Origin of the sequence: Actinacidiphila yeochonensis CN732 (genome assembly GCF_000745345.1) — a bacterium.
GTDB lineage: Bacteria > Actinomycetota > Actinomycetes > Streptomycetales > Streptomycetaceae > Actinacidiphila > Actinacidiphila yeochonensis.
The window spans coordinates 1434825-1454724 of sequence record NZ_JQNR01000005.1; the positions used below are offsets into that span (position 1 = coordinate 1434825).

General features: G+C 73.6%; 14 protein-coding genes and 1 pseudogene. 6 read left to right on the top strand and 9 right to left on the bottom strand.

What is annotated here, in order from left to right; translation table 11 throughout:
- Nucleotides 1-113: 113 nt before the first annotated feature.
- Nucleotides 114-788 carry a Crp/Fnr family transcriptional regulator gene (locus BS72_RS17910; protein WP_037911812.1) on the bottom strand — a complete coding sequence of 225 codons (675 nt, stop codon included), beginning with the start codon at nucleotides 786-788 and terminating at the stop codon, nucleotides 114-116.
- Between the two features lie 414 nt (nucleotides 789-1202).
- Here BS72_RS17910 and nth point away from each other — a divergent pair.
- The 3 genes and pseudogenes from nth to BS72_RS17925 all read left to right on the top strand — a co-directional run bounded on the left by nth (nucleotide 1203) and on the right by BS72_RS17925 (nucleotide 4208).
- Nucleotides 1203-2215: pseudogene (nth, locus tag BS72_RS17915) on the top strand (endonuclease III).
- Between the two features lie 29 nt (nucleotides 2216-2244).
- On the top strand, nucleotides 2245-2931 hold the full coding sequence (locus tag BS72_RS17920) for an NUDIX hydrolase (RefSeq protein ID WP_063836188.1): 687 nt from the start codon (nucleotides 2245-2247) through the stop codon (nucleotides 2929-2931).
- Nucleotides 2932-3008: 77 nt separating this feature from the next.
- On the top strand, nucleotides 3009-4208 hold the full coding sequence (locus BS72_RS17925) for a MarP family serine protease (protein WP_037911816.1): 1200 nt from the start codon (nucleotides 3009-3011) through the stop codon (nucleotides 4206-4208).
- A gap of 246 nt (nucleotides 4209-4454) precedes the next feature.
- On the opposite strand, the gene BS72_RS17930 is transcribed toward BS72_RS17925, so the two are convergent.
- From BS72_RS17930 to BS72_RS17960, 7 genes are all read right to left on the bottom strand, one after another.
- The gene (locus BS72_RS17930; RefSeq protein ID WP_037911820.1) at nucleotides 4455-4634 is read right to left on the bottom strand and encodes a hypothetical protein; all 180 of its coding nucleotides are present in this window, start codon (nucleotides 4632-4634) and stop codon (nucleotides 4455-4457) included.
- A 133-nt stretch (nucleotides 4635-4767) separates the two neighbouring features.
- Nucleotides 4768-5883 carry an alpha/beta fold hydrolase gene (locus tag BS72_RS17935; RefSeq protein ID WP_232792453.1) on the bottom strand — a complete coding sequence of 372 codons (1116 nt, stop codon included), beginning with the start codon at nucleotides 5881-5883 and terminating at the stop codon, nucleotides 4768-4770.
- A gap of 13 nt (nucleotides 5884-5896) precedes the next feature.
- Entirely contained in the window at nucleotides 5897-6376 is a 480-nt protein-coding gene (locus BS72_RS17940) for a phage holin family protein (protein ID WP_051951955.1), read from the bottom strand.
- 264 nt (nucleotides 6377-6640) lie between these two features.
- Nucleotides 6641-7930 (bottom strand): Na+/H+ antiporter NhaA, encoded by a 1290-nt coding sequence (gene nhaA, locus BS72_RS17945; protein ID WP_232792634.1) that lies wholly within the window; start codon nucleotides 7928-7930, stop codon nucleotides 6641-6643.
- Between the two features lie 619 nt (nucleotides 7931-8549).
- Complete coding sequence (acs, locus tag BS72_RS17950; protein WP_037911822.1) at nucleotides 8550-10508, bottom strand: acetate--CoA ligase; 1959 nt, start codon at nucleotides 10506-10508, stop codon at nucleotides 8550-8552.
- Entirely contained in the window at nucleotides 10505-13234 is a 2730-nt protein-coding gene (locus BS72_RS17955) for a bifunctional SulP family inorganic anion transporter/carbonic anhydrase (RefSeq protein ID WP_063836096.1), read from the bottom strand. Before BS72_RS17955 ends, acs begins: the two co-directional genes overlap by 4 nt.
- A 270-nt stretch (nucleotides 13235-13504) precedes the next feature.
- Nucleotides 13505-14638: an ATP-binding protein gene (locus BS72_RS17960; protein ID WP_107498815.1), complete on the bottom strand. Its 1134-nt coding sequence runs from the start codon at nucleotides 14636-14638 to the stop codon at nucleotides 13505-13507.
- Nucleotides 14639-14741: 103 nt separating this feature from the next.
- On the opposite strand from BS72_RS17960, the gene BS72_RS17965 reads away from it, so the two are divergent.
- Complete coding sequence (locus BS72_RS17965; protein ID WP_051951219.1) at nucleotides 14742-15620, top strand: Fic family protein; 879 nt, start codon at nucleotides 14742-14744, stop codon at nucleotides 15618-15620.
- A gap of 564 nt (nucleotides 15621-16184) precedes the next feature.
- Here the strand turns inward: BS72_RS17965 and BS72_RS17970 are convergent.
- Nucleotides 16185-17030 carry an HAD family hydrolase gene (locus BS72_RS17970; protein ID WP_037911825.1) on the bottom strand — a complete coding sequence of 282 codons (846 nt, stop codon included), beginning with the start codon at nucleotides 17028-17030 and terminating at the stop codon, nucleotides 16185-16187.
- 448 nt (nucleotides 17031-17478) lie between these two features.
- Between BS72_RS17970 and ssd the strand changes: the two genes are divergently transcribed.
- Both ssd and BS72_RS17980 read left to right on the top strand, forming a co-directional pair.
- Nucleotides 17479-18588 carry a septum site-determining protein Ssd gene (gene ssd, locus BS72_RS17975; protein WP_037911827.1) on the top strand — a complete coding sequence of 370 codons (1110 nt, stop codon included), beginning with the start codon at nucleotides 17479-17481 and terminating at the stop codon, nucleotides 18586-18588.
- Nucleotides 18585-19739 (top strand): TadA family conjugal transfer-associated ATPase, encoded by a 1155-nt coding sequence (locus tag BS72_RS17980; RefSeq protein WP_037911829.1) that lies wholly within the window; start codon nucleotides 18585-18587, stop codon nucleotides 19737-19739. Before ssd ends, BS72_RS17980 begins: the two co-directional genes overlap by 4 nt.
- Nucleotides 19740-19900: the final 161 nt, after the last annotated feature.

Consider the following 19900-nt stretch of genomic DNA (forward strand, 5'->3'; position numbering starts at 1 on the left):
ACGGGGGACGGGGCGGGGCGTACGGCGACGCCCGCCGTCCGGGGCGGACAGCGGGCGTCGTGGGGCCCGGCGGGTGCCGGGCGGTGGGTCGGGGGTGAGTCGGCGGTGACGGTTCAGCGGCTGCGCTTGGCCAGCCGCTCGACGTCGAGCAGGATGACGGCGCGGGCCTCCAGCCGCAGCCAGCCGCGGCCGGCGAAGTCGGCGAGCGCCTTGTTGACCGTCTCCCGGGAGGCGCCGACCAGCTGGGCCAGCTCCTCCTGCGTCAGGTCGTGCACCACGTGGATGCCCTCTTCGGACTGCACGCCGAACCGGCGCGACAGGTCGAGCAGCGCCTTGGCCACGCGGCCGGGCACGTCGGAGAAGACGAGGTCGGACATCACGTCGTTGGTGCGCCGCAGCCGGCGGGCGACGGCCCGCAGCAGTGCGGTGGAGACCTCGGGGCGGACGTTCAGCCAGGGCTGGAGGTCGCCGTGGCCCAGTCCCAGCAGCTTCACCTCGGTGAGCGCGGTGCCGGTGGCGGTGCGCGGGCCGGGGTCGAAGAGCGACAGCTCACCGATCAGCTCGCCGGGGCCGACGACGGCCAGCATGTTCTCCCGGCCGTCCGGCGAGGTGCGGTGGAGCTTCACCTTGCCCTCGGTCACGACGTAGAGCCGGTCCCCGGGGTCGCCCTCGTGGAACAGCGAGTCGCCACGCGCCAGCGTGACCTCGGTCATGGAGGCACGCAGTTCAGCGGCCTGCTCGTCGTCGAGCGCCGCGAAAAGCGGAGCACGGCGCAGAACGTCGTCCACGAGCTCTCTCCTTGTCGACAGTCGACATTGCCGGGTCATCCCCATGATGCATGACACGCGAAACAGTGCGATCAATCACAAGGATGTCTTATCCGGGTGCGGCGTCGTGCCCAGGACCCCGAATCGGGGGGCTGACGGGCCTGGTCCGCGCGATTGCCGCATCGTGGCGGAACGCCGATTCCACGGGCACGGGCGCGGCCGAACGAGTGGCGCGGCACCTGTGTTACGCCATGAGCGAACAGGGCGTGACCTCGCGGTCGACCGGCCGCGAGATCCACACGGCGAACCGATCCAGTCACGTTCCGTAACTCTCGGGTGTGTTATCCGGAGCTGTCCGGAAGGTGCGCGAACCCTTCGCGTCGCGACCGGCCAGGACGCCCCCGGGCGTCGGTGTGTGGCCGTAGTCTCATCCGTATGGCGAAGAGCGACACGAACCCCGCCGAAGAGCAGGCAGCGGCCCCCGCGGCGGGTGCCGCGAAGAAGGCCGCCGGGAGGGCCGCCGGGAGGGCCCCCGCGAAGAAGGCCCCAGCAAGGCCCCGGCGAAGAAGGCCGCCGCGAAGAAGTCGGCCGCGGCTCCGGCGAAGAAGGCCGCCGCGAAGAAGTCGGCCGCGAAGAAGACCGCGCCCGCGGCCGCCGCCCCCGTCCGGGCCGGGGCCTTCGCGGGGGAGTCCCCGACCGCCAAGGTCCGCCGGGCCCGGCGGATCGACCGCGAGCTCGGCGAGCTGTACCCCTACGCGCACCCCGAGCTGGACTTCGAGAACCCGTTCCAGCTGCTGATCGCCACGGTGCTGTCGGCGCAGACCACCGACCTGCGGGTGAACCAGACCACGCCCGCGCTCTTCGCCCGCTTCCCGACTCCGGAGGACATGGCCGTCGCCGACCCGGAGGAGCTGGAGCAGATCCTGCGTCCGACCGGGTTCTTCCGGGCGAAGGCCCGCGCGGTGCTGGCGCTCTCCGCCGACCTGCGGGACAAGTTCGGCGGGGAGGTGCCCGGCCGGCTGGAGGACCTGGTGACGCTGCGCGGCGTCGGCCGCAAGACGGCGAACGTGGTGCTCGGCAACGCGTACGGCGTGCCCGGCATCACCGTGGACACCCATTTCGGCCGGTTGTCGCGGCGTTTCGGCTGGACGACGTCGCAGGACCCGGAGGAGGTCGAGCGGGACGTCGCGGCGCTCTTCCCGAAGTCGGACTGGACGATGCTCTCGCACCACGTCGTCTTCCACGGCCGCCGGATGTGCCACGCCCGCAAGCCCGCCTGCGGGGTCTGCCCGATCGCCCCGCTCTGCCCGGCCTTCGGCGAGGGCGAGACCGACCCGGAGAAGGCCCGCAAGCTGCTGAAGTACGAGAAGGGCGGCTTCCCCGGACAGCGCCTCAAGCCGCCGCCGGACTACCCCGGCCCGCCGGCGCCGCCGCTGGGCGCGGCGTGACCCAGGCCCGGGGGGCGGACCCCTCGGAGCTGGGCCCGGGCGCCCCCTTCGGGGTCCCGTCGCGGATCGAGGTCAGCGCCCGGGGGCTGCCCGGGTGGCTGCTGCCCGTCGCGGGAGCCGCCGCCCGGATCCGGCCCGAGCAGCTGAGCCGTTTCCTGCCGCCGGCGACCGGCGGCCGCCAGTCCGCCGTGCTGATCCTCTTCGGCGAGGGCGAGAACGGGCCCGACCTGCTGCTCATCGAACGGTCGGCGGCGCTGCGCGCGCACGCCGGGCAGCCGTCCTTCCCCGGTGGCGCCCTGGACCCGGCGGACGGCGACCCGGACGGCCAGGGGCCGCTGCGGGCCGCCCTGCGGGAGGCCGAGGAGGAGACCGGGCTGGACCCGTCGGGGGTGCGCGTCTTCGCCGCACTGCCGCGCCTCTACATCCCGGTCAGCGGCTTCGTGGTCACCCCGGTCCTGGGCTGGTGGCGCGAGCCGAGCCCGGTCGGGGTGGTCGACCCGGCCGAGACGGCACGGGTCTTCCGGGTTCCGGTGACGGATCTCACCGACCCGGCCAACCGCGCCACACTGGTTCACCCCAGCGGCTTCCGCGGGCCGGCGTTCCTCGTCGACGGCGCGCTGGTCTGGGGATTCACGGCCGGTCTGATCGACCGGCTGCTGCACCACAGCGGCTGGGAGATCCCCTGGGACCGGGGGCGGACCGTACCCCTGGCGTGACCCACGGTGACCGGCGCGGTGGGTCGACCCCGCCGTAAGGTCCCGCGGGCCGGGGCCGGCGTGAGACGGTGTTCCCCGTGAACGTGCTGGACATCCTGCTCCTCCTCGCCGCCGTCTGGTTCGCCGTGATCGGCTACCGGCAGGGCTTCGTTGTCGGCATCCTGTCCGTCGTCGGTTTCCTGGGCGGCGGTGTGGTGGCGGTGTACCTGCTGCCGATCATCTGGGACCACGCCACCCACGACGCCCAGCCCGGCTCGGTGGCGGAGCTGTCCGCGGTGGCCCTCGTCATCGTGTGCGCCTCCGTCGGACAGGCGTTCACCACCCACCTGGGCAACCGGATGCGCGTCCGGATCACCTGGTCCCCGGCCCGGGTGCTGGACGCCGGCGGCGGCGCACTGGTCAACGTCATGGCGATGCTGCTGGTGGCCTGGCTGATCGGCAGCGCGCTGGCCACCACCACGCTGCCGACCATAGGGCGCCAGGTGCGCAGCTCGAAGGTGCTCCTCGGTGTCTCCCAGGTGATGCCGTCCAGCGCCGACAACTGGTTCACCGACTTCAGCGACACCCTGGCCCGCAACGGCCTGCCGCAGGTCTTCGGCACCTTCGGCTCGGAGCAGATCACCGACGTGCCGCCGCCCGACCCGACGCTGGTCCGGAGCCCGGCGGTCACCACGGCGCGCAAGAGCATCGTGAAGGTGGTCGGTACCGCGCCCAGTTGCGGCAAGGTGGTGGAAGGGTCCGGGTTCGTGTTCGCCAAGGACCGGGTGATGACCAACGCGCACGTCGTCGGCGGCGTCTCCGAGCCGACCGTGCAGGTCGGCGGCAAGGGCCGGCTGATCGACGCGCGGGTGGTCCTCTACGACTGGCAGCGGGACATCGCGGTGCTCGACGTGCCCGGCCTGGACGCGCCCGCGCTGCACTTCGCCAGCGGGGTCGAGCAGAGCCGCGACGACGCGATCGTGGCCGGCTTCCCGGAGAACGGCCCCTTCGACGTCCGCGCGGCGCGCATCCGGGACCGGATCAACGCCAGCGGGCCGGACATCTACCACCGGGGCACCGTCCACCGCGACGTGTACTCGCTGTACGCGACGGTACGGCAGGGCAACTCCGGCGGGCCGCTGCTCACCACCCACGGCGAGGTCGCCGGGGTGGTCTTCGCCAAGTCGCTCGACGATTCGCACACCGGCTACGCGCTGACCGCGGCCGAGGTCGCGGCGGACGTGTCGGCCGGTCGGACGGCGGACCAGCAGGTGGACACCCAGAGCTGCGCGATCTGAGGCCCGCCCGCGTCCGCCGCCCCTGCCGGTTCACGGGCGTGGCGCAGGCGGGGTGCGGGCCGTCGCGCGGGCCAGGGTTCGGTCCGGCGGTCGTGCGGCGAAGCGGCAGCGGTTCCGGCCTGCGGGGGCTCCGGCCTGCGGAGGTTCCGGCTTGCGGGGCCGGGAGCAGTCCGTGAGCAGCCGGTGAACGGCCCGTGCGGTCATGAGGCCCGTGAGGCCCGTGGGCCCGTGCGGCCTGTGAGGGGCTCAGTCCCGGGCGTGGCGCAGACGCGCTCCCACCCAGCGGGCGCGCCTGCTGAGGATGCGGGGGATTCCGAGTCGGTGGTCCTGGACCGGGAGCAGCCCCAGCGTCGCCGTACCGTCAGCGGAGGAGGTGTGGTGGTGGCGGTTGCGCGAGGCACCGCGGATGTCGTGCGTCCAACCCATACAGAGCTACGTGCCCGCGCTCCGTGGTCGGTAATCGCCGCGACTGCGCTCGTTTGGCTTATGCGCCCGGCAAGCAAAACGATCATGCGACGGTCGTATTTTCGACCCTCGTATGGACGTATCGGCTATGCCGTCAGCGATCCGGCTCGGTGTCACGCAGCCAGTTGACCAGCTCGGCTGTGAAGGCCGCCGGGTCCTCCTCGTGCGGGAAGTGCCCGAGCCCCTCGAAGAGCCGCCAGCGGTAGGGCGCCTCCACGTACTCGCCGCTGCCGGCCACGCTGCGGGTGCCGATCGCCGGGTCGAGCGCGCCGTGCAGCTGGAGGGTGGGCACCCGCAGCGGCCGCTTCATCCGCCGGTTGAACTGGAGGCCGTCGGGGCGGGCCATCGACCGGACCATCCACCGGTAGGGCTCCACCGAGCAGTGCGCCGTCGACGGGATCCGCATGGCCGCGCGGTAGACGGCCAGTGCCGACTCGTCGGGCGCGTTGGGTCCGGACCACTCCTGGATCAGCTTCCCCACCAGCGCGGCGTCGTCCGCCACCAGCTGCCGCTCGGGCAGCCAGGGCCGCTGGAAGCTCCACACGTAGCCGCCCGCGCGACTCTGCCGCAGGTCGGTGAGCATGGCGCTGCGCCAGCGCCGCGGGTGCGGCATCGAGCACACGGCGAGCCGGCGGACGAGCTTGGGCCGCAGCGCCGCCGCCGTCCATGCCAGGTAGCCGCCGAGGTCGTGGCCGACGAGGGCGGCGTCCGGCTCACCCAGGGAGCGGATCACCCCGGTGACGTCCAGCGCCAGGTTGACCGGGTCGTAGCCGCGGGGCGTGCGGTCGCTGCCGCCCACCCCGCGCAGGTCCATCGCGACCGCCCGGTACCCGGCGTCGGCGAGCGCGGTCAGCTGGTGCCGCCACGTCCACCAGAACTGCGGGAAGCCGTGGAGCAGCAGCACCAGGGGGCCGCGACCCGCCTCGGCGATGTGGAACCGGGCGCCGTTGGCCGCCACTTCGCGGTGCGTCCAGGGGCCCTCCAGCCGGGGGACCTGACCGGCCGGCGCCCCGGGAGCCGGGCCGTCCGTACCGCCGCTGCTCCCACCACCGTCGCTGCCGCCGGCACTGCTGCCGTCACTGCCGCCGGTGGCTTCCTGGCCGGCGCGGCCGGTGCGGCCGGCATTGACCGCGTTGCCGGTCGGGCCGGAGCCGCTGGTGCCGCCGGTGCCCGACACGGGGCGTTCGTGGGGGCCGTCGACGAGGTTCATGCCGCCGAGCGTGTCACATCTCGGACGTGCGCGCGGGGGTCCCGGCCGAGGTGCCGAGCGCCTTGGCCTCGTTCCCGGACTCCAGGGAGCGCGGGTGCGGCTTGGCCCGCTGGAGCACGGCGGCGGTCTTCTTGGCCGAGTCCAGAGAGCGTTCGGGCTTCTTCACCTTCCGGAACCGGCTCCAGGCGATCCCGGCCAGCACGAAGAAGATCAGCAGGTAGGCGCCGAAGACGATGCAGAACGACCAGCCCAGGGACATCCCGAGGGCGTGGATGCCGAGCGCGGCGGCGATGCTGCCGACCGGGACCGCGAAGAACAGCGCGGCCAGCGCGACGACCAGGACCCCGCTGCCGAACGCCGCCCGTCGGGCCTCCTCCCGGATCTCCGCCTTGGCCAGCGCGATCTCGTCGTGCACCAGGGCGGAGAGCTCCGCGGTGGCGGAGGCGAACAGCTGGCCTAGGCTGCGCTCGTCACCCTGTGAGGCTGGGCTCATCGCGTCCTCCGTGGTCATGGCTCCGCCGAGCGGGGCCGGTCCGGCTTCCGGTTGTCTGCCCCGATCATGCCTTACGTGCCGTCAGGGCCGCCCGCCCGCCGCCCGTTGCGGCGGTGTCGGCGCGTCCGCGGCGGCTGCGGGACGGCGTCGCGGGCCCTGGACGGCGCCGCCGCGTCCGCCCGCCGTGCGGGAACTGCCCTACGGGGGCTGCCGGGCCGCCGTGCCGTACGGGGGCTGCTGTTCCCGTTCCCGCTCTCGGCATCGCTACCCGTTCCCGCTTCCGTTCGGCTCGGGAAACCCGCCCGTCTCCGGGCGCTCGCCTGTCTCCGGGCGCTCGCCTGTCTCGGGGGGCTCGCCCGCCTCACGCCGGGCGAGTGAACGGTAGGCGGCGGCACGGCGCCTGAGCAGGACCGCCGCGAGCGCGACGGACAGCAGCGATCCCACCAGGACCGCCGCCTTCGCCTCGCCGGCCAGCCGGGGCCGTGCGGCGAAGGCGAGTTCGCCGATCAGCAGCGAGACGGTGAAGCCGATGCCGGACAGGCAGCCGAGCGCGAGGACGTCCGCCCAGGCCAGCGCGGGGTCGAGCTCGGCACGGGTGAAGCGCGCACCCAGCCAGGTGCCGCCGGACACGCCCACCGCCTTGCCCACCACCAGGCCGAGCAGCACCCCCAGCGTCTCCGGGCGCTGGAAGACGTCCCCGAGCGCCCGGCCGGAGACCGACACCCCGGCGCTGAACAGGGCGAACGCCGGAACGGCCAGGCCCGCCGACAGCGGCCGCACCAGGTGCTCGATGCGCTCGGCGGGGCTGCGCCGCTCGCCCTCCCGCCGGGTGCAGCGCGGCAGCAGGCCCATCACCACCCCCGAGACCGTGGCGTGCACCCCGCTGTTGTACGTCAGCGCCCAGATGACCAGGGCGAGCGGCACGTACACGTACCAGCCGGGCACCCCGAGGCGCAGCAGCAGCCAGAACAGCACGAGGCCGGCCACTGCCCCGGCGAGCGCGGCGAAGTCGATGGCTGAGGAGAAGAAGACCGCGATGACGAGGATCGCCAGCAGGTCGTCGACGACGGCGAGGGTGAGCAGGAAGGCGCGCAGCGCCGAGGGGAGGGAGCGGCCCAGGACAGCGAGCACGGCGAGCGCGAAGGCGATGTCGGTGGCGGTCGGGATCGCCCAGCCCCTGAGCGAGCCGCCGCCGACGACGCCGACCAGGGTGTAGACGAGCGCGGGCACCGCCATCCCGCACACCGCGGCGATGACCGGCAGCGCGGCGCGGGAGGGGTCGCGCAGCTCACCCGCGACCAGTTCGCGCTTGAGTTCGATGCCGGCGGTGAAGAAGAAGAGCGTCAGCAGGCCGTCGGCGGCCCAGTGCGCCACGGTGGTGTGCAGGCCGAGGGCGGCGGGGCCGAGGTGGTAGTCGCTCGCCGCGGCGTAGCCGCCGGGTGCGAGGTTCGCCCACAGCAGGGCCGCGACCGCGGCGGTCAGCAGCAGCACCCCGCCGACCGTCTCGGTGCGCAGGGCGTCGGCGACGAAGGCCCGTTCGGGCAGCGGCGGCAGCCGGCCGAAGAGCGGGGCGGGCGAGGGGCGGCGGCCGGCAGGGCGGGGGACCGCTGAGGGGCTGTCATGGGCGGGCGGCCTCCAGGGCGTAGCTGCCGGTCGAGCGTACGGCGGTGCCGTGGGCCGACCAACCGTCCCGGCACCCCTGACGACGTGTCGCACGCCGACAGGTTCCGTCCCTCAGCCGCGACCTCGGCGGCGCGCACAGCCGCGAGGGGGGTGGCGAGGCCGGTGCGGCGGCTTGGCGGCCCGGGCGCGCGGCGGTGTCTGGCGGTGCGGCCATGTGGCCATGCGGCTATGTGGCCATGCGGCCGTGTGGCTATGCGGCCGTGAGCAGGTTCGTCGGTTCGCCGGTTCGTCGGCTTGGTGGCGCGAAGCCGACGCGGGCGGCCCGCCGGGGACGCCGAAGGGCGCCCGGGTGTTTCCGGGCGCCCTTCGGGCCGTACGGCCGTGTCCCCGCACGCCGCCAGCCGCTGTGCCGCCGACTGCCGTCTGCCGATCGCTGTGCCGTCCACCGCCGTGCGGCCGCCCGACGCCGGGGTCGGAGACCGCGCGGGGCGGATCTGCTGAGTCGTTCCTGCGCGGGGGCGGCTCGCTGCGGAGTCGTTCCTGCGCCCGGTCAGTCCTCGCTGGGCGCGGCGGGGAGCTTGCGCTGGATCAGGTCCATCACCGAGGAGTCGGTGAGGGTGGTGACGTCGCCGAGTTCACGGTTCTCGGCCACGTCCCGCAGCAGGCGGCGCATGATCTTGCCCGAACGGGTCTTGGGCAGCTCCGAGACGGTGAGGATGCGCTTGGGCTTCGCGATCGGGCCCAGGGTGCGGCCGACGTGGTCGCGCAGCTCGGCCAGCAGCTCGTCGCTGTCCTGCGCGCTGCCCCGGAGGATCACGAAGGCCACGATGGCCTGCCCCGTGGTCTCGTCCGCGGCGCCGACCACCGCCGACTCGGCGACCTTGGGGTGCGAGACCAGCGCCGACTCGACCTCCGTGGTGGAGATGTTGTGGCCCGAGACCAGCATCACGTCGTCGACCCGGCCGAGCAGCCAGATGTCGCCGTCCTCGTCCTTCTTCGCCCCGTCGCCCGCGAAGTAGCGGCCCTCGAAGCGCGACCAGTAGGTGTCGATGTAGCGCTGGTCGTCGCCCCAGACGGTGCGCAGCATCGACGGCCACGGCTCGGTGAGCACCAGGTAGCCGCCGGCGCCGTTCGGCACCTCGTGGCCCTCGTCGTCCACCACGGTGGCGCCGATCCCGGGCAGCGGGGTCTGGGCGGAGCCCGGCTTGGTCTGCGTCACCCCGGGCAGCGGGCTGATCATCATGGCACCGGTCTCGGTCTGCCACCACGTGTCGACGACGGGGGTCTTCCCGGCGCCGATGTGCTCCCGGTACCAGACCCACGCCTCGGGGTTGATCGGCTCGCCGACGCTGCCCAGCACCCGCAGGCTGCTCAGGTCGAACTTCGCCGGGATGTCGTCGCCCCACTTCATGAAGGTGCGGATCGCGGTGGGGGCGGTGTAGAGGAGGCTGACGCCGTACTTCTGCACGATCTCCCAGAACCGGCCCTGGTGCGGGGTGTCCGGGGTGCCCTCGTAGATGACCTGCGTGACGCCGTTGGAGAGCGGGCCGTAGACGATGTACGAGTGGCCCGTCACCCAGCCGATGTCGGCGGTGCACCAGTAGACGTCGCTCTCCGGCTTCAGGTCGAAGACGGCGTGGTGGGTGTAGCTGGTCTGGGTGAGGTAGCCGCCGGAGGTGTGCAGGATGCCCTTCGGCTTCCCGGTGGTACCGGACGTGTACAGGATGAAGAGCGGGTGCTCGGCGTCGAACGCCTCCGGGGTGTGCTCGGCGGACTGCCGGCCGGTCACCTCGTGCCACCACAGGTCGCGGCCCTCGGTCCAGGCGACGTCCTGCCCGGTACGGCGCACCACGAGGACGTGCTCGACCTGCGGGGTCCGCGCCACCGCGTCGTCGATGGCCGGCTTGAGCGCGGAGGGCTTGCCCCGGCGGTAGCCGCCGTCGGCGGTGATCACCAGCTTGGCGTCGGCGTCCTCGATCCGGGAGGCGACGGCGTCGGCGGAGAAGCCGCCGAAGACCACGGAGTGGGCGGCGCCGATCCGGGCGCAGGCCAGCATCGCGATCACGGCTTCGGGGATCATCGGCAGGTAGACGGCGACCCGGTCGCCGCTGCGGACACCCAGCTCGGTGAGCGCGTTCGCGGCCCGGGAGACCTCGTCCTTCAGCTCGGCGTAGGTGATGGACCTGCTGTCGCCCGGCTCGCCCTCGAAGTGGACGGCGACACGGTCTCCGTGGCCGGCCTCCACGTGGCGGTCCACGCAGTTGTACGCGACGTTGAGCCGGCCGTCGGCGAACCACTTGGCGAACGGAGGGTTCGACCAGTCGAGCGTCTGGGTCGGCTCGACGGCCCAGCTCAGCCGCCGGGCCTGCTCGGCCCAGAAGCCCAGCCGGTCCGCCCTGGCCTGCTCGTAGGCGTCCGCCGTGACGTTGGCGGCGGTCGCCAGCTCGGCCGGAGGCGCGAACCTCCGCTCCTCCTTCAGCAGGTTGGCCAGGCTTTCGTTGCTGCTCACGCCAGCTCCTTGTCGTGTCCCAGATGTCCCGGGACTACCTCACCAGTCCTTGCCGACCCTGACAAGAGTCCACCGGAAAGTGGTTTAGACCTTTCTTGGGTCGGCATCCCCTCCCGAGGGTCGTACCCCGTCCGCACCCGATGGACTCCCCGCATCTTCCGGGCCGGCCGGACCGGGCCGATCGGCCGGGCCCGCGCGATGAACCAGGTCAGCTGGGCCGCCGGGGGAAACCGGAGCCGCGGGGTCCGGTTGGGCGGCAGACTCCGCGGGGATCCGGGCGGGGGGTGCCGCCGCCTCCGGAGCCCCTTCCGCCGACCGGCCGGCCGGGGCGGCGGCCGCGATGGCAGCCGGGGCGGCGGCCGATACCGAGGCCGATACCGCGGCCGGGGCAGCAGCCGCGGTATCGGCCGGCACCGTGGCCGGGAACGCGGCCGCGGCAGGGCACCCGGCCGCGGCAGGGCTCCTGGCCGGGGCAGCGGCGGGGCCTCGGTGGGGACCGCGTCCGGGCGGACCGCGGAGAACACACCGGTGCCGCCGTCCAGGACATAGGCCTGGGCCTCGCCGACGTGGAAGTACATCCCGTGGAGGTTGAGCGCTCCGCTCCGCACCCGGTCGGCGACGCAAGGATGTGCCATCAGGTGCTCCAGTTGCGTCGTGACGTTGACCAGAGCGAGCCGTTCGAGGTCGTCGGTGGCCGGCCGGTCCGCCAACACGGGCGGGAGCACCGGGGCCGGTCCCTCCGCTGCCGCCTGCTCGTGCTTCCGGATCTCGGTGAGGCGCGCCAGGCTCGGACGGCCGTGGCGAAGCCAGCGGGCCAGCGGGGTCTGGGCGCCCGGCTCGTGGTCGGAGCCGAGCAGCGCCTGCATCGCGCCGCATCCGGAGTGGCCGCAGACGGTGATGCTGGAGACGCCCAGCACCTCCACGGCGTACTCCACCGCCGCGGCGACCGAGTCGCAGGAGGGGTCCGGCCCCGGAGGCGGCATGAGGTTGCCGACGTTGCGCACGGTGAAGAGGTCGCCCGGCCCGCTGGAGGTGATCATGCTGGTGACCAGGCGGGAGTCGGCGCAGGTGATGAAGAGCTGGGTAGGGCTCTGTCCCTCGCGGGCGAGCCTGGCGAGCTCCTCCCGCACCAGTGGGGCGGTGTCCCGCTGGAAGGCGGTCACCCCGCTCAGCAGTCGGCCGTCGCCGGCGGGCGGTGCGCCGGTGGACGGTACGGCGCCGGGCCGGGTGCGGTCGTGGTCGCGCCAAGGAGTCCAGGGGCGGTAGGCGGAGCCGCCCGCCGGATCGCCTGGGAGCCCTTCGGCGCCGTCGCCCAGCACCGCGGTGCCGCCTTGGGAACGGTGCCGTCCGCACCAGGAGTCCAGCGCCTCGCGGGCGGCGTGGTCGACGAAGGAGCCGTCGAGCTCCACGGCGGCGGCCGCCCCCTCCGGTACCTCGGCGAGTGCCCGGCTCAGCTTGGGCACCGAGAGGAAGGTGAGCGGCCCGGCCACCCGTACCCGGTGGCCGACCCCGTCCCGGGAGACGGTGATGCGGATGCGGGTCAGGCCGCGCAGGGCGAGGAGTGCGGCGACGGCGACCCCCGCCAGTACGCCCTGGAGCACCCCGACGACGACCACGGTGCCGAGAGTGGCCGCGTAGACCGGGAACTCGCGGTGCCGATGGATGTTCCGGATGTGGGCGAAGCTCACCATGCGCACCCCCACGAGCATCACCAGCGCGGCCAGCGCGGCCAGCGGGATCGCTTCCAGGAAGCTCGCGGCCAACCCCGCGCAGAGCAGTACCCAGACACCGTGCAGCACGGTGGCCGCGCGGGTACGCGCCCCTGCCTGGACGTTGGCCGAACCGCGCATCGCGCCGCCCGCCACCGGCAGGCCGCCCAGCAGTCCGGAGACGGCGTTCGCCATTCCCTGGCCGATCAGCTCCCGGTCGAGCCTGGCGGGCGGCGCGTGCGGGCCGGGGCGGCGGCTCCGGAGGGCGTCCACGGCCAGGGCCGACAGCAGCGACTCCATGCTGGCGACCAGGGTGACGGTGAGGACGGCGGCGGCCACGGCCAGCACGGGCCGGTCGGGCGACGAGGGCAGGGCCGGGGCTGTCAGGTGCGGCAGGTCGACGCGCGGGACGGACAGGGCGGCGCTGGCCGCGGTGGCCAGGCCCACCGCGGCCAGCGGGGCCGGCACCGAGCGCAGCAGCCGGGCCCTGTCGGGCAGCCGGGGCCAGGCCAGCAGGACCGCGACGGTCAGGGCGCCGACCAGCGGGGTGAGGGGATGGCTGTGGACCACCTGGCCGGGCAGGGCGGCGATGTTCCGCACCGCCGAGGTCTGCGGGCTGCCGCCCAGGACGACGTGCAACTGCCCGACGGCGATGACCACACCGACCCCGGCCAGCATGCCGTGCACCACCGCGGGACTGAGGGCGAGCGCCGCTCTGGCCACCCGCAGGCCGCCCAGCAGCAGTTGCGCCAGGCCGGCGAGCACGGTGACCGCGCAGGTCGCGCGCCAGCCCAACTGGTGGACCAGCCCTCCGGTGACCACGACCAGGCTGGTGGCGGCTCCGCTCACCTGGAGGGGCGCGCCGCCCAGCAGCCCGGCCACGATCCCCCCGACCGCGGCTGCGACCAGCCCGGCCTGCGGGGGCGCCCCCGTCGCCAGGGCGACGCCCAGCGACAGGGGTACCGCGATCAGGAAGACCGTGACCGACGCGGCCAGGTCGGATCGATGGATGCGCATGACTCTCCCCGTTCCTCGGGTCCGGAGACCTCTGGAGATCTCCATGACGCGCTCAAGCGTCCGTAAAAGGAGAGTAATGGACTGGTCGCGGAGAGTGAAGAAACTAATTCGGATCGTTGTGCGATTTCCGTCTTTCGAGTGAAGAAGTGAAGATTTGAGCGAAGAGCGGAGAACGGCGACAAAGCGGATCGACTGCGAGGCCCGGCCCGTTCCGCCGCCCTGTCATGAAGGGGCGGGGGCCCGCTGCGTGTGGACGGCGGGCCGGTTCGGTCAGTGGGCGAGGGCGGCCGCGGCGGGTGCCGACTGCGTCCCCGCCCGTCCGGAAAGGGGTCCTTCGCCGTTTCCGGCGTCGGGCGGCGTGCCGAGCACGAAGTGCGGATCGATCTGGGCGGCAAGGTCCTCGCCCGCCCGCGTGTTCCCCCAGCTCTCGGCGTTCCTGCGGTGGAAGTGCGCCATCTGTGCGGTGTAGCGGGCCCAGTCGCGCCTGTCGTAGGCGAGGTCCGCCCGCTGGTGCATGACACCCAGTGCCGTCCGGACGCCCTCTTCGAGCAGCCCGAACCGTGGCGCCCGGCCCTTCTCCAGGGCCCTGACCCAGTCCGAGCGCCCCACCGCCGCCAGCAGGTCGTCGCCCACCTCGGCCCGCAGGTAGTCCAGGTCCGCACGGTCCTGGACCTTGTTGCCGACCACGGCGAGCGCGACGTCGAAGTCCCGCGCGTACTCCTTGTACTGGCGGTAGACGGCGACTCCGCGCCGAGTGGGCTCGGCCACCAGGAAGGTCACGTCGAAGCGGGTGAACAGCCCGGAAGCGAACGAGTCGCTGCCGGCCGTCATGTCGACGACCACGTACTCGTCCCGTGCGTCCACCAGGTGGTTCAGGTACAGCTCCACCGCGCCGACCTTGGAGTGGTAGCAGGCCACCCCGAGGTCCTCCTCGGTGAAGGCGCCGGTGGCCATCAGGCGTGCGCCGTGGGCGCCCTCGCCGTCCGGGCCGTCCAGGGGGACCCATCGCGAACAGGCGCTGTCGAACGGGTTGGTGACGTCCGGTTCGGTGGCGCCCGGGCCGTTCCGGCCGGTCGGGCCGCCCGGGCGGGAGTCGTCGCGCCCGCCGTTCGGTCGCAGCAGCCGCGAACCGGGCCCGGGGGGCGTGGTCTTGATCATGGCGTCGGCGGAGGTGATCCGGGGGTTGGACCCCCGCAGGTACTCCTTGATCTGCGGCAGCCGCTCGCCCATGGACGGCAGCGCGGCGGCCTCCTCGTCGGACAGGCCGAGCGCCGCGCCGAGGTGCTGGTTGATGTCCGCGTCGACGGCGACGACGGGCGTGCGGGCCGCCGCGAGGTGGCGGATGAAGAGCGAGGACAGCGTGGTCTTGCCGCTGCCGCCCTTGCCAACGAAAGCGATCTTCATGTTCGTTACCGTAGGGCGGTGCTGTGACCGGCGGCCCGGGGACGTGGGCAAGGCCACCCGAACGGGGTCGTTGGCGCCCGTGCGGATGCGTAGGGTCGGGGACATGGCGAAGAACGCACCTACCCCCGCCCGTGACGCCCACGATGTCCGTGACGCCCGTGAGACGGACCCGCTGGCCGCGTTGGGCGTGCTGCCGGGCGTGCCGGAGGCGGTGGAGTCCGTCCGCAAGGCCGTGGACGCCGTCTACGGTCACCGCGTGATGCGCCGCAGGTCCGCGGAGGTGACCTCCGAGGCCGCGCTGCGCGGTGCCCGCGCCTCGGCGGCGCTGGCCGGCGCGGACTGGCCGCTGGAGGAGGTCCGGCGCCGCAGCGACTTCTCGGCCGACGACCAGGCGCGGACCGTGGGCGCCGCGCTGCGGGTCACCGCGGAGGCGGGGCTGCTCCTCGACGTCTGGCGGCGCTCGCCGGTGCAGGCGCTGGCCCGGCTCCACCTGGTGGCGGCAGCCGGCTCGGCCGGACAGGAGACCGTGGGCCGACCGCGACTGGCCGGCGAGTCGGTGGCCGAGCCGCTGACGGGTATGGAGCGGATCGGGCTGCCCGACGCCGCTGAGGTCGCGGCCCGGCTGGAGGGCCTCGCTGCCCTGCTGCTCGACGGCTCCTCGGCGCCCGCACTGGTCGTCGCCGCCGTTGTCCACGGTGAACTGCTCACGCTGCGGGCCTTCGGCTCGTGCAACGGGCTGGTGGCGCGCGCGGCCCAGCGGATCGTCCTCGTGGGAGCCGGCCTCGACCCCAAGTCGATCTGCCCGGCCGAGGTCGGCCTGGCGGAACTGGGCCGGGCCGAGTACCTGGGCGCGCTGGAGTCCTACGCCTCGGGGACGCCGCAGGGGATGGCCGCGTGGATCGCCCATTGCGGGCGGGCGCTGGAACTCGGGGTGCGGGAGAGCGTCGCGGTGTGCGAGGCACTCCAGAGGGGGGCTGCCTGAGAGGGGTCCGGTCCGGCCCCGCCGGCTGGGTCGCGCGCCGCGGTCGGACTGGTGCGGACGGGTGAACGTTGAAGCAGTCCCAGACGGGTGGACGTTGAAGCGGCGGCGCCCGAGGGAGCCGCCGCTGACACGTCCGCCGGGTTACCAGTGCGTGCTCGGTGTGTGCCCACAGGGGCGGGGTCGGAATCCGCTCCCTGGTGAGGCTGGCCCGGTTGGCGGGTCGGCTACGCGTGGGTGCCCTGCTTCGGTGCTCGGTCCGTGGGGCCGATCTGCTCTGGACTCGGTCTTCCTCGCGGAAGTCCGTGGTCTCGCGGGCCGCTGATTCCTTTCTACCGCTGGGCGCGGAGAAGCGGAACCCCTTGCCCCGCTTTTTCCCGGAACGTGACATTCCGGGCATGTCGATCCGTGTGCGGACCTGTCCTCGGCCGAAGCGGGCATGCTCCTCCGGCCGCTTGGCCGCTTGGCCGCTTGGCCGCTTGGCGTAGGGGTGTAGGGGCGGCGGAGGCGGCGGGGGTCTGCCGGGCCTCGCCGCCCGGGGTGCTGCGGGTTGGCGGCCCTCGGGTGTCAGGTGAGACCGACGGGCCGTTTCCGCCGGGCGGTCAGCCAGACCAGTCCGGCGGTGGCGGCGGCCGCACCGATCGCCGCCGCGGCCAGCAGCGGGCGTGGCGGCATCGGCAGGGACTGGATGCGCTGTTTGAGCCTGACCGGACGGCTGAAGGTCAGCACCGGCCAGTCCCGGGCCACGGCCTCCTTGCGCAGCGCCCGGTCCGGGTTGACGGCGTACGGGTGGCCGACGCACTCCAGCATCGGAAGGTCGGTCGCCGAATCGCTGTAGGCGTAGCACCGCCGCAGGTCGTAGCCCTCCGTCTCCGCCAGACGGGCGATGGCCTCGGCCTTCTCCGGCCCGTAGACGTAGTGCTCGATCTCGCCGTTGTACGCGCCGTCCTCGACGACCATGCGGGTGGCGACCACGTGGTCGGCCCCGAGCATCTCGCCGATCGGTTCGACCACCTCGGAGCCGGAGGCGCTGACGATCACCACGTCGCGGCCGGCTGCGTGGTGCTCCTCGATCAGGGAGGCGGCCTCGTCGTAGATGATCGGGTCGATCAGGTCGTGCAGCGTCTCGGCCACGATCTCCTTGACCTGCTGGACATTCCAGCCGCGGCAGAGGTCCGAGAGGTATTTGCGCATGCCCTCCATCTGGTCGTGGTCCGCACCGCCGACCAGGTACACGAACTGGGCATATGCGGTCCGCAATACCGCCCGCCTGTTGATGAGTCCGCCGTGGTAGAAGGACCGTCCGAAGGCGAGCGTGCTCGACTTGGCGATCACGGTCTTGTCGAGATCGAAGAAGGCCGCGGTGCGCGGTCCCGGGTGGTTTTCCACGGGATGAGCATAGGCAACCACCATTCGGCCTAAGGCCAGGCGCGTGGGTTTGCCTGAGAGGGGCTTCGGGTACACCATGGAAGTCACGGATCGTTCGCGACCGTGCTAACCCGGTCTGGCTCCTCCCCCCCCGAGTCGGACCGTGGGGACGACCCCCGCTCTCCCCCCCGGCGGGGGTCGTCGCATGTCCGGATGCCGGTGGGCGTACCGCCCCGCTCCGGATACGCCGGTCCTCCGAGTGCGTCCTCGCTCCTCCGTTCGCATGCGCGTGCGGTTCCACCGTGCTGAACTCGTCACCTTCCGTGATCATTCCGTGGTTCCGCCGAACTCACCCGTCCGAGTGGCGGAGTTATCCACAATCGCCGAGTTGTCCACAGATTCCGACCAAGATCACCTCAATTCCGGTTCCTGCCGCACGCTGATCGCAGGCGCAGCACGCCGTGCTCGCACGACAAGCGACGGGGGAAGGGAAATGAACGGAACCAACGCTTCCGATCGTCCGCACGCCCATGTGGAAGGGGTACGCGGACCGCTGATTGTCACGGAGGACGAAAGGCTCCTCGATGATCTGCTCAGACTGTGTGCCGCAGCGGGCGCCGAACCGGAAGTCGTCTTCACCGCACCGCCACGATCGACGAGTTGGGAAGAGGCGCCGCTCGTTCTGGTCGGCGTGGAGGCCCACAACCGGGTGCGCGGCGCCGCCCGGCGCGACGGGCTCCTGCTCGTCACACACGACGGCGACGATCCCGTCGCGTGGCGGCGGGCCGTCGAACTGGGCGCCGACCACGTCCTGGCGCTCCCCCAGGCCGAGGGCTGGCTGGTCGACCGGATCGCCGACGCGGCCGAGGGCGCCGCGCAACCCGCCCTCACCGTAGGGGTGGTCGGCGGCAGCGGCGGCGCCGGAGCGAGCACGCTCGCCTGCGCCCTCGCCGTGGCGGCGGCCCGCGTCGGGCAGCGCACCATGCTGGTGGACGGCGACCCCCTCGGCGGCGGCCTGGACGTGCTGCTCGGCGTGGAACACACCGCCGGGCTCCGCTGGCCGGATCTGGCCGCCTCGCGCGGCCGGGTCAACAGCGGCGTGCTGGAGGCGTCGCTGCCCAGGCTCGGGGAACTCACCCTGCTCAGCTGGGATCGCGGCCGTCAGGTCCCCCTGCCGCCGCAGGCCCTGCGATCGGTGCTCGGCGCGGCCCGGCGCTGCGGCGGCGTGGTCGTCGTCGACGTGCCGCGCCGGATGGACGAGGTGACGGCGGAGGTCTTCGCGCAGGTGGACGTGGGCCTGCTCGTGGTCCCCGCGGAGTTGCGCGCGGTGGCCGCGGCGGGCCGGGTCGCGGCCTCTCTGGGGCTGGTCCTCGACGATCTGCGGATCGTCGCCCGAGGGCCCTTCGCCGGTGGGCTGGACGCCGCGGAGATCGCCGAGCTGGTCGGCGGTCCCCTTGCCGGGGAGCTTCCGCCCGAGCCGGGCATCCGCGAACTCCTCGCGCGTGGTGCTCCGCCGGGCTCGGCCCCGAGGGGACCGCTCGCCCGTTTCAGCGCCGCCTTCCTCGCCCAGGCGCTTGCCGCCGCGCGGGGGGTGGCGGCATGACCACCCCGCTTCTCGACGCGGTTCGGCTGCACCTCGCCGAGCAGGGCGGCGAGCCCACACCCGCCCGGGTGGCCGCGGCGTTGCGTGCCCAGGGCCGCCCGCTCGGAGACACCGAGGCGCTGGACGCGGTGACGGCACTGCGCTCCGAGCTGGTGGGCGCGGGCCCGTTGGAGCCCCTGCTGCGCGACCCCGAGGTCACCGACGTCCTGGTCAACGCGCCGGACGAGGTGTGGGTCGACCGCGGCCACGGCCTCGAACGGGGCGCCGTACGGTTCGCCGATGTCGCGGCCGTCCGGCGGCTCGCCCAGCGCCTGGCCACCAGCGCGGGTCGCCGACTGGACGACGCCCGGCCCTGGGTGGACGCCCGACTGCCCGACGGGACGCGGCTGCACGCCGTGCTGCCGCCGGTGGCGGTCGGCTCGCCGTGCCTGTCGCTGCGGGTGGTGCGCGCCCGCGCCTTCACCCTCCCCGAGCTGGTCGCGGCGGGCACGGTCGACCCCGAGACGGCCGCACTGCTGAAGGCGATGCTCGACGCCCGGCTGTCGTTCATGGTCAGTGGCGGTACCGGCTCCGGCAAGACGACGCTGCTCAGCTGCCTGCTCGGACTGGCCGATCCCGCCGCCCGCATCGTCCTGGCCGAGGACTCGGCCGAACTGCGTCCGGACCACCCGCACGTGGTCCGCCTGGAGACCCGTCCCGCCAACCAGGAGGGCGCCGGGCAGGTGTCGTTGCGGGATCTGGTGCGCCAGGCCCTGCGCATGCGGCCTGACCGCCTGGTCGTGGGCGAGGTCCGCGGTGCCGAGGTGCTCGACCTCCTCAGCGCCCTCAACACCGGCCACGAAGGGGGCTGCGGCACCGTCCATGCCAACGCCGCCCACGACGTCCCGGCGCGGCTGGAGGCGCTCGGTAGCGCCGCCGGCCTGGATCGGGCCGCCCTGCACAGCCAGTTGGGAGCGGCGCTGTCCAGCGTGGTCCACCTGGTACGGGATGCTTCGGGCCGCCGCAGGGTCGCCGCCGTCCACGTGCTCGACCGGGGACCGGACGGCCTCGTCCGCACCGTCCCCGCCCTGGTCCGCGACGGACGCGGTGCGGCGGAGCGCGGGCCCGGCTGGCCCCGCCTGTCCGCCCTGTGCTCGGCGGGTGCGTCGTGAACGCCGCGTCAGTACGCGAGACGGCGCTGGCCGGTGCGGTGCTGCTGGCCTGCGGGCCGGCGTACGGGGTCCTGTGGCGGCGCGGGCAGCGGAAGCGTGCCCGGCACCTCCTGGAGCCGTCCGGGAAGGCGCCTGCCGCGGGCTCCCGTACGCCTGCCGAG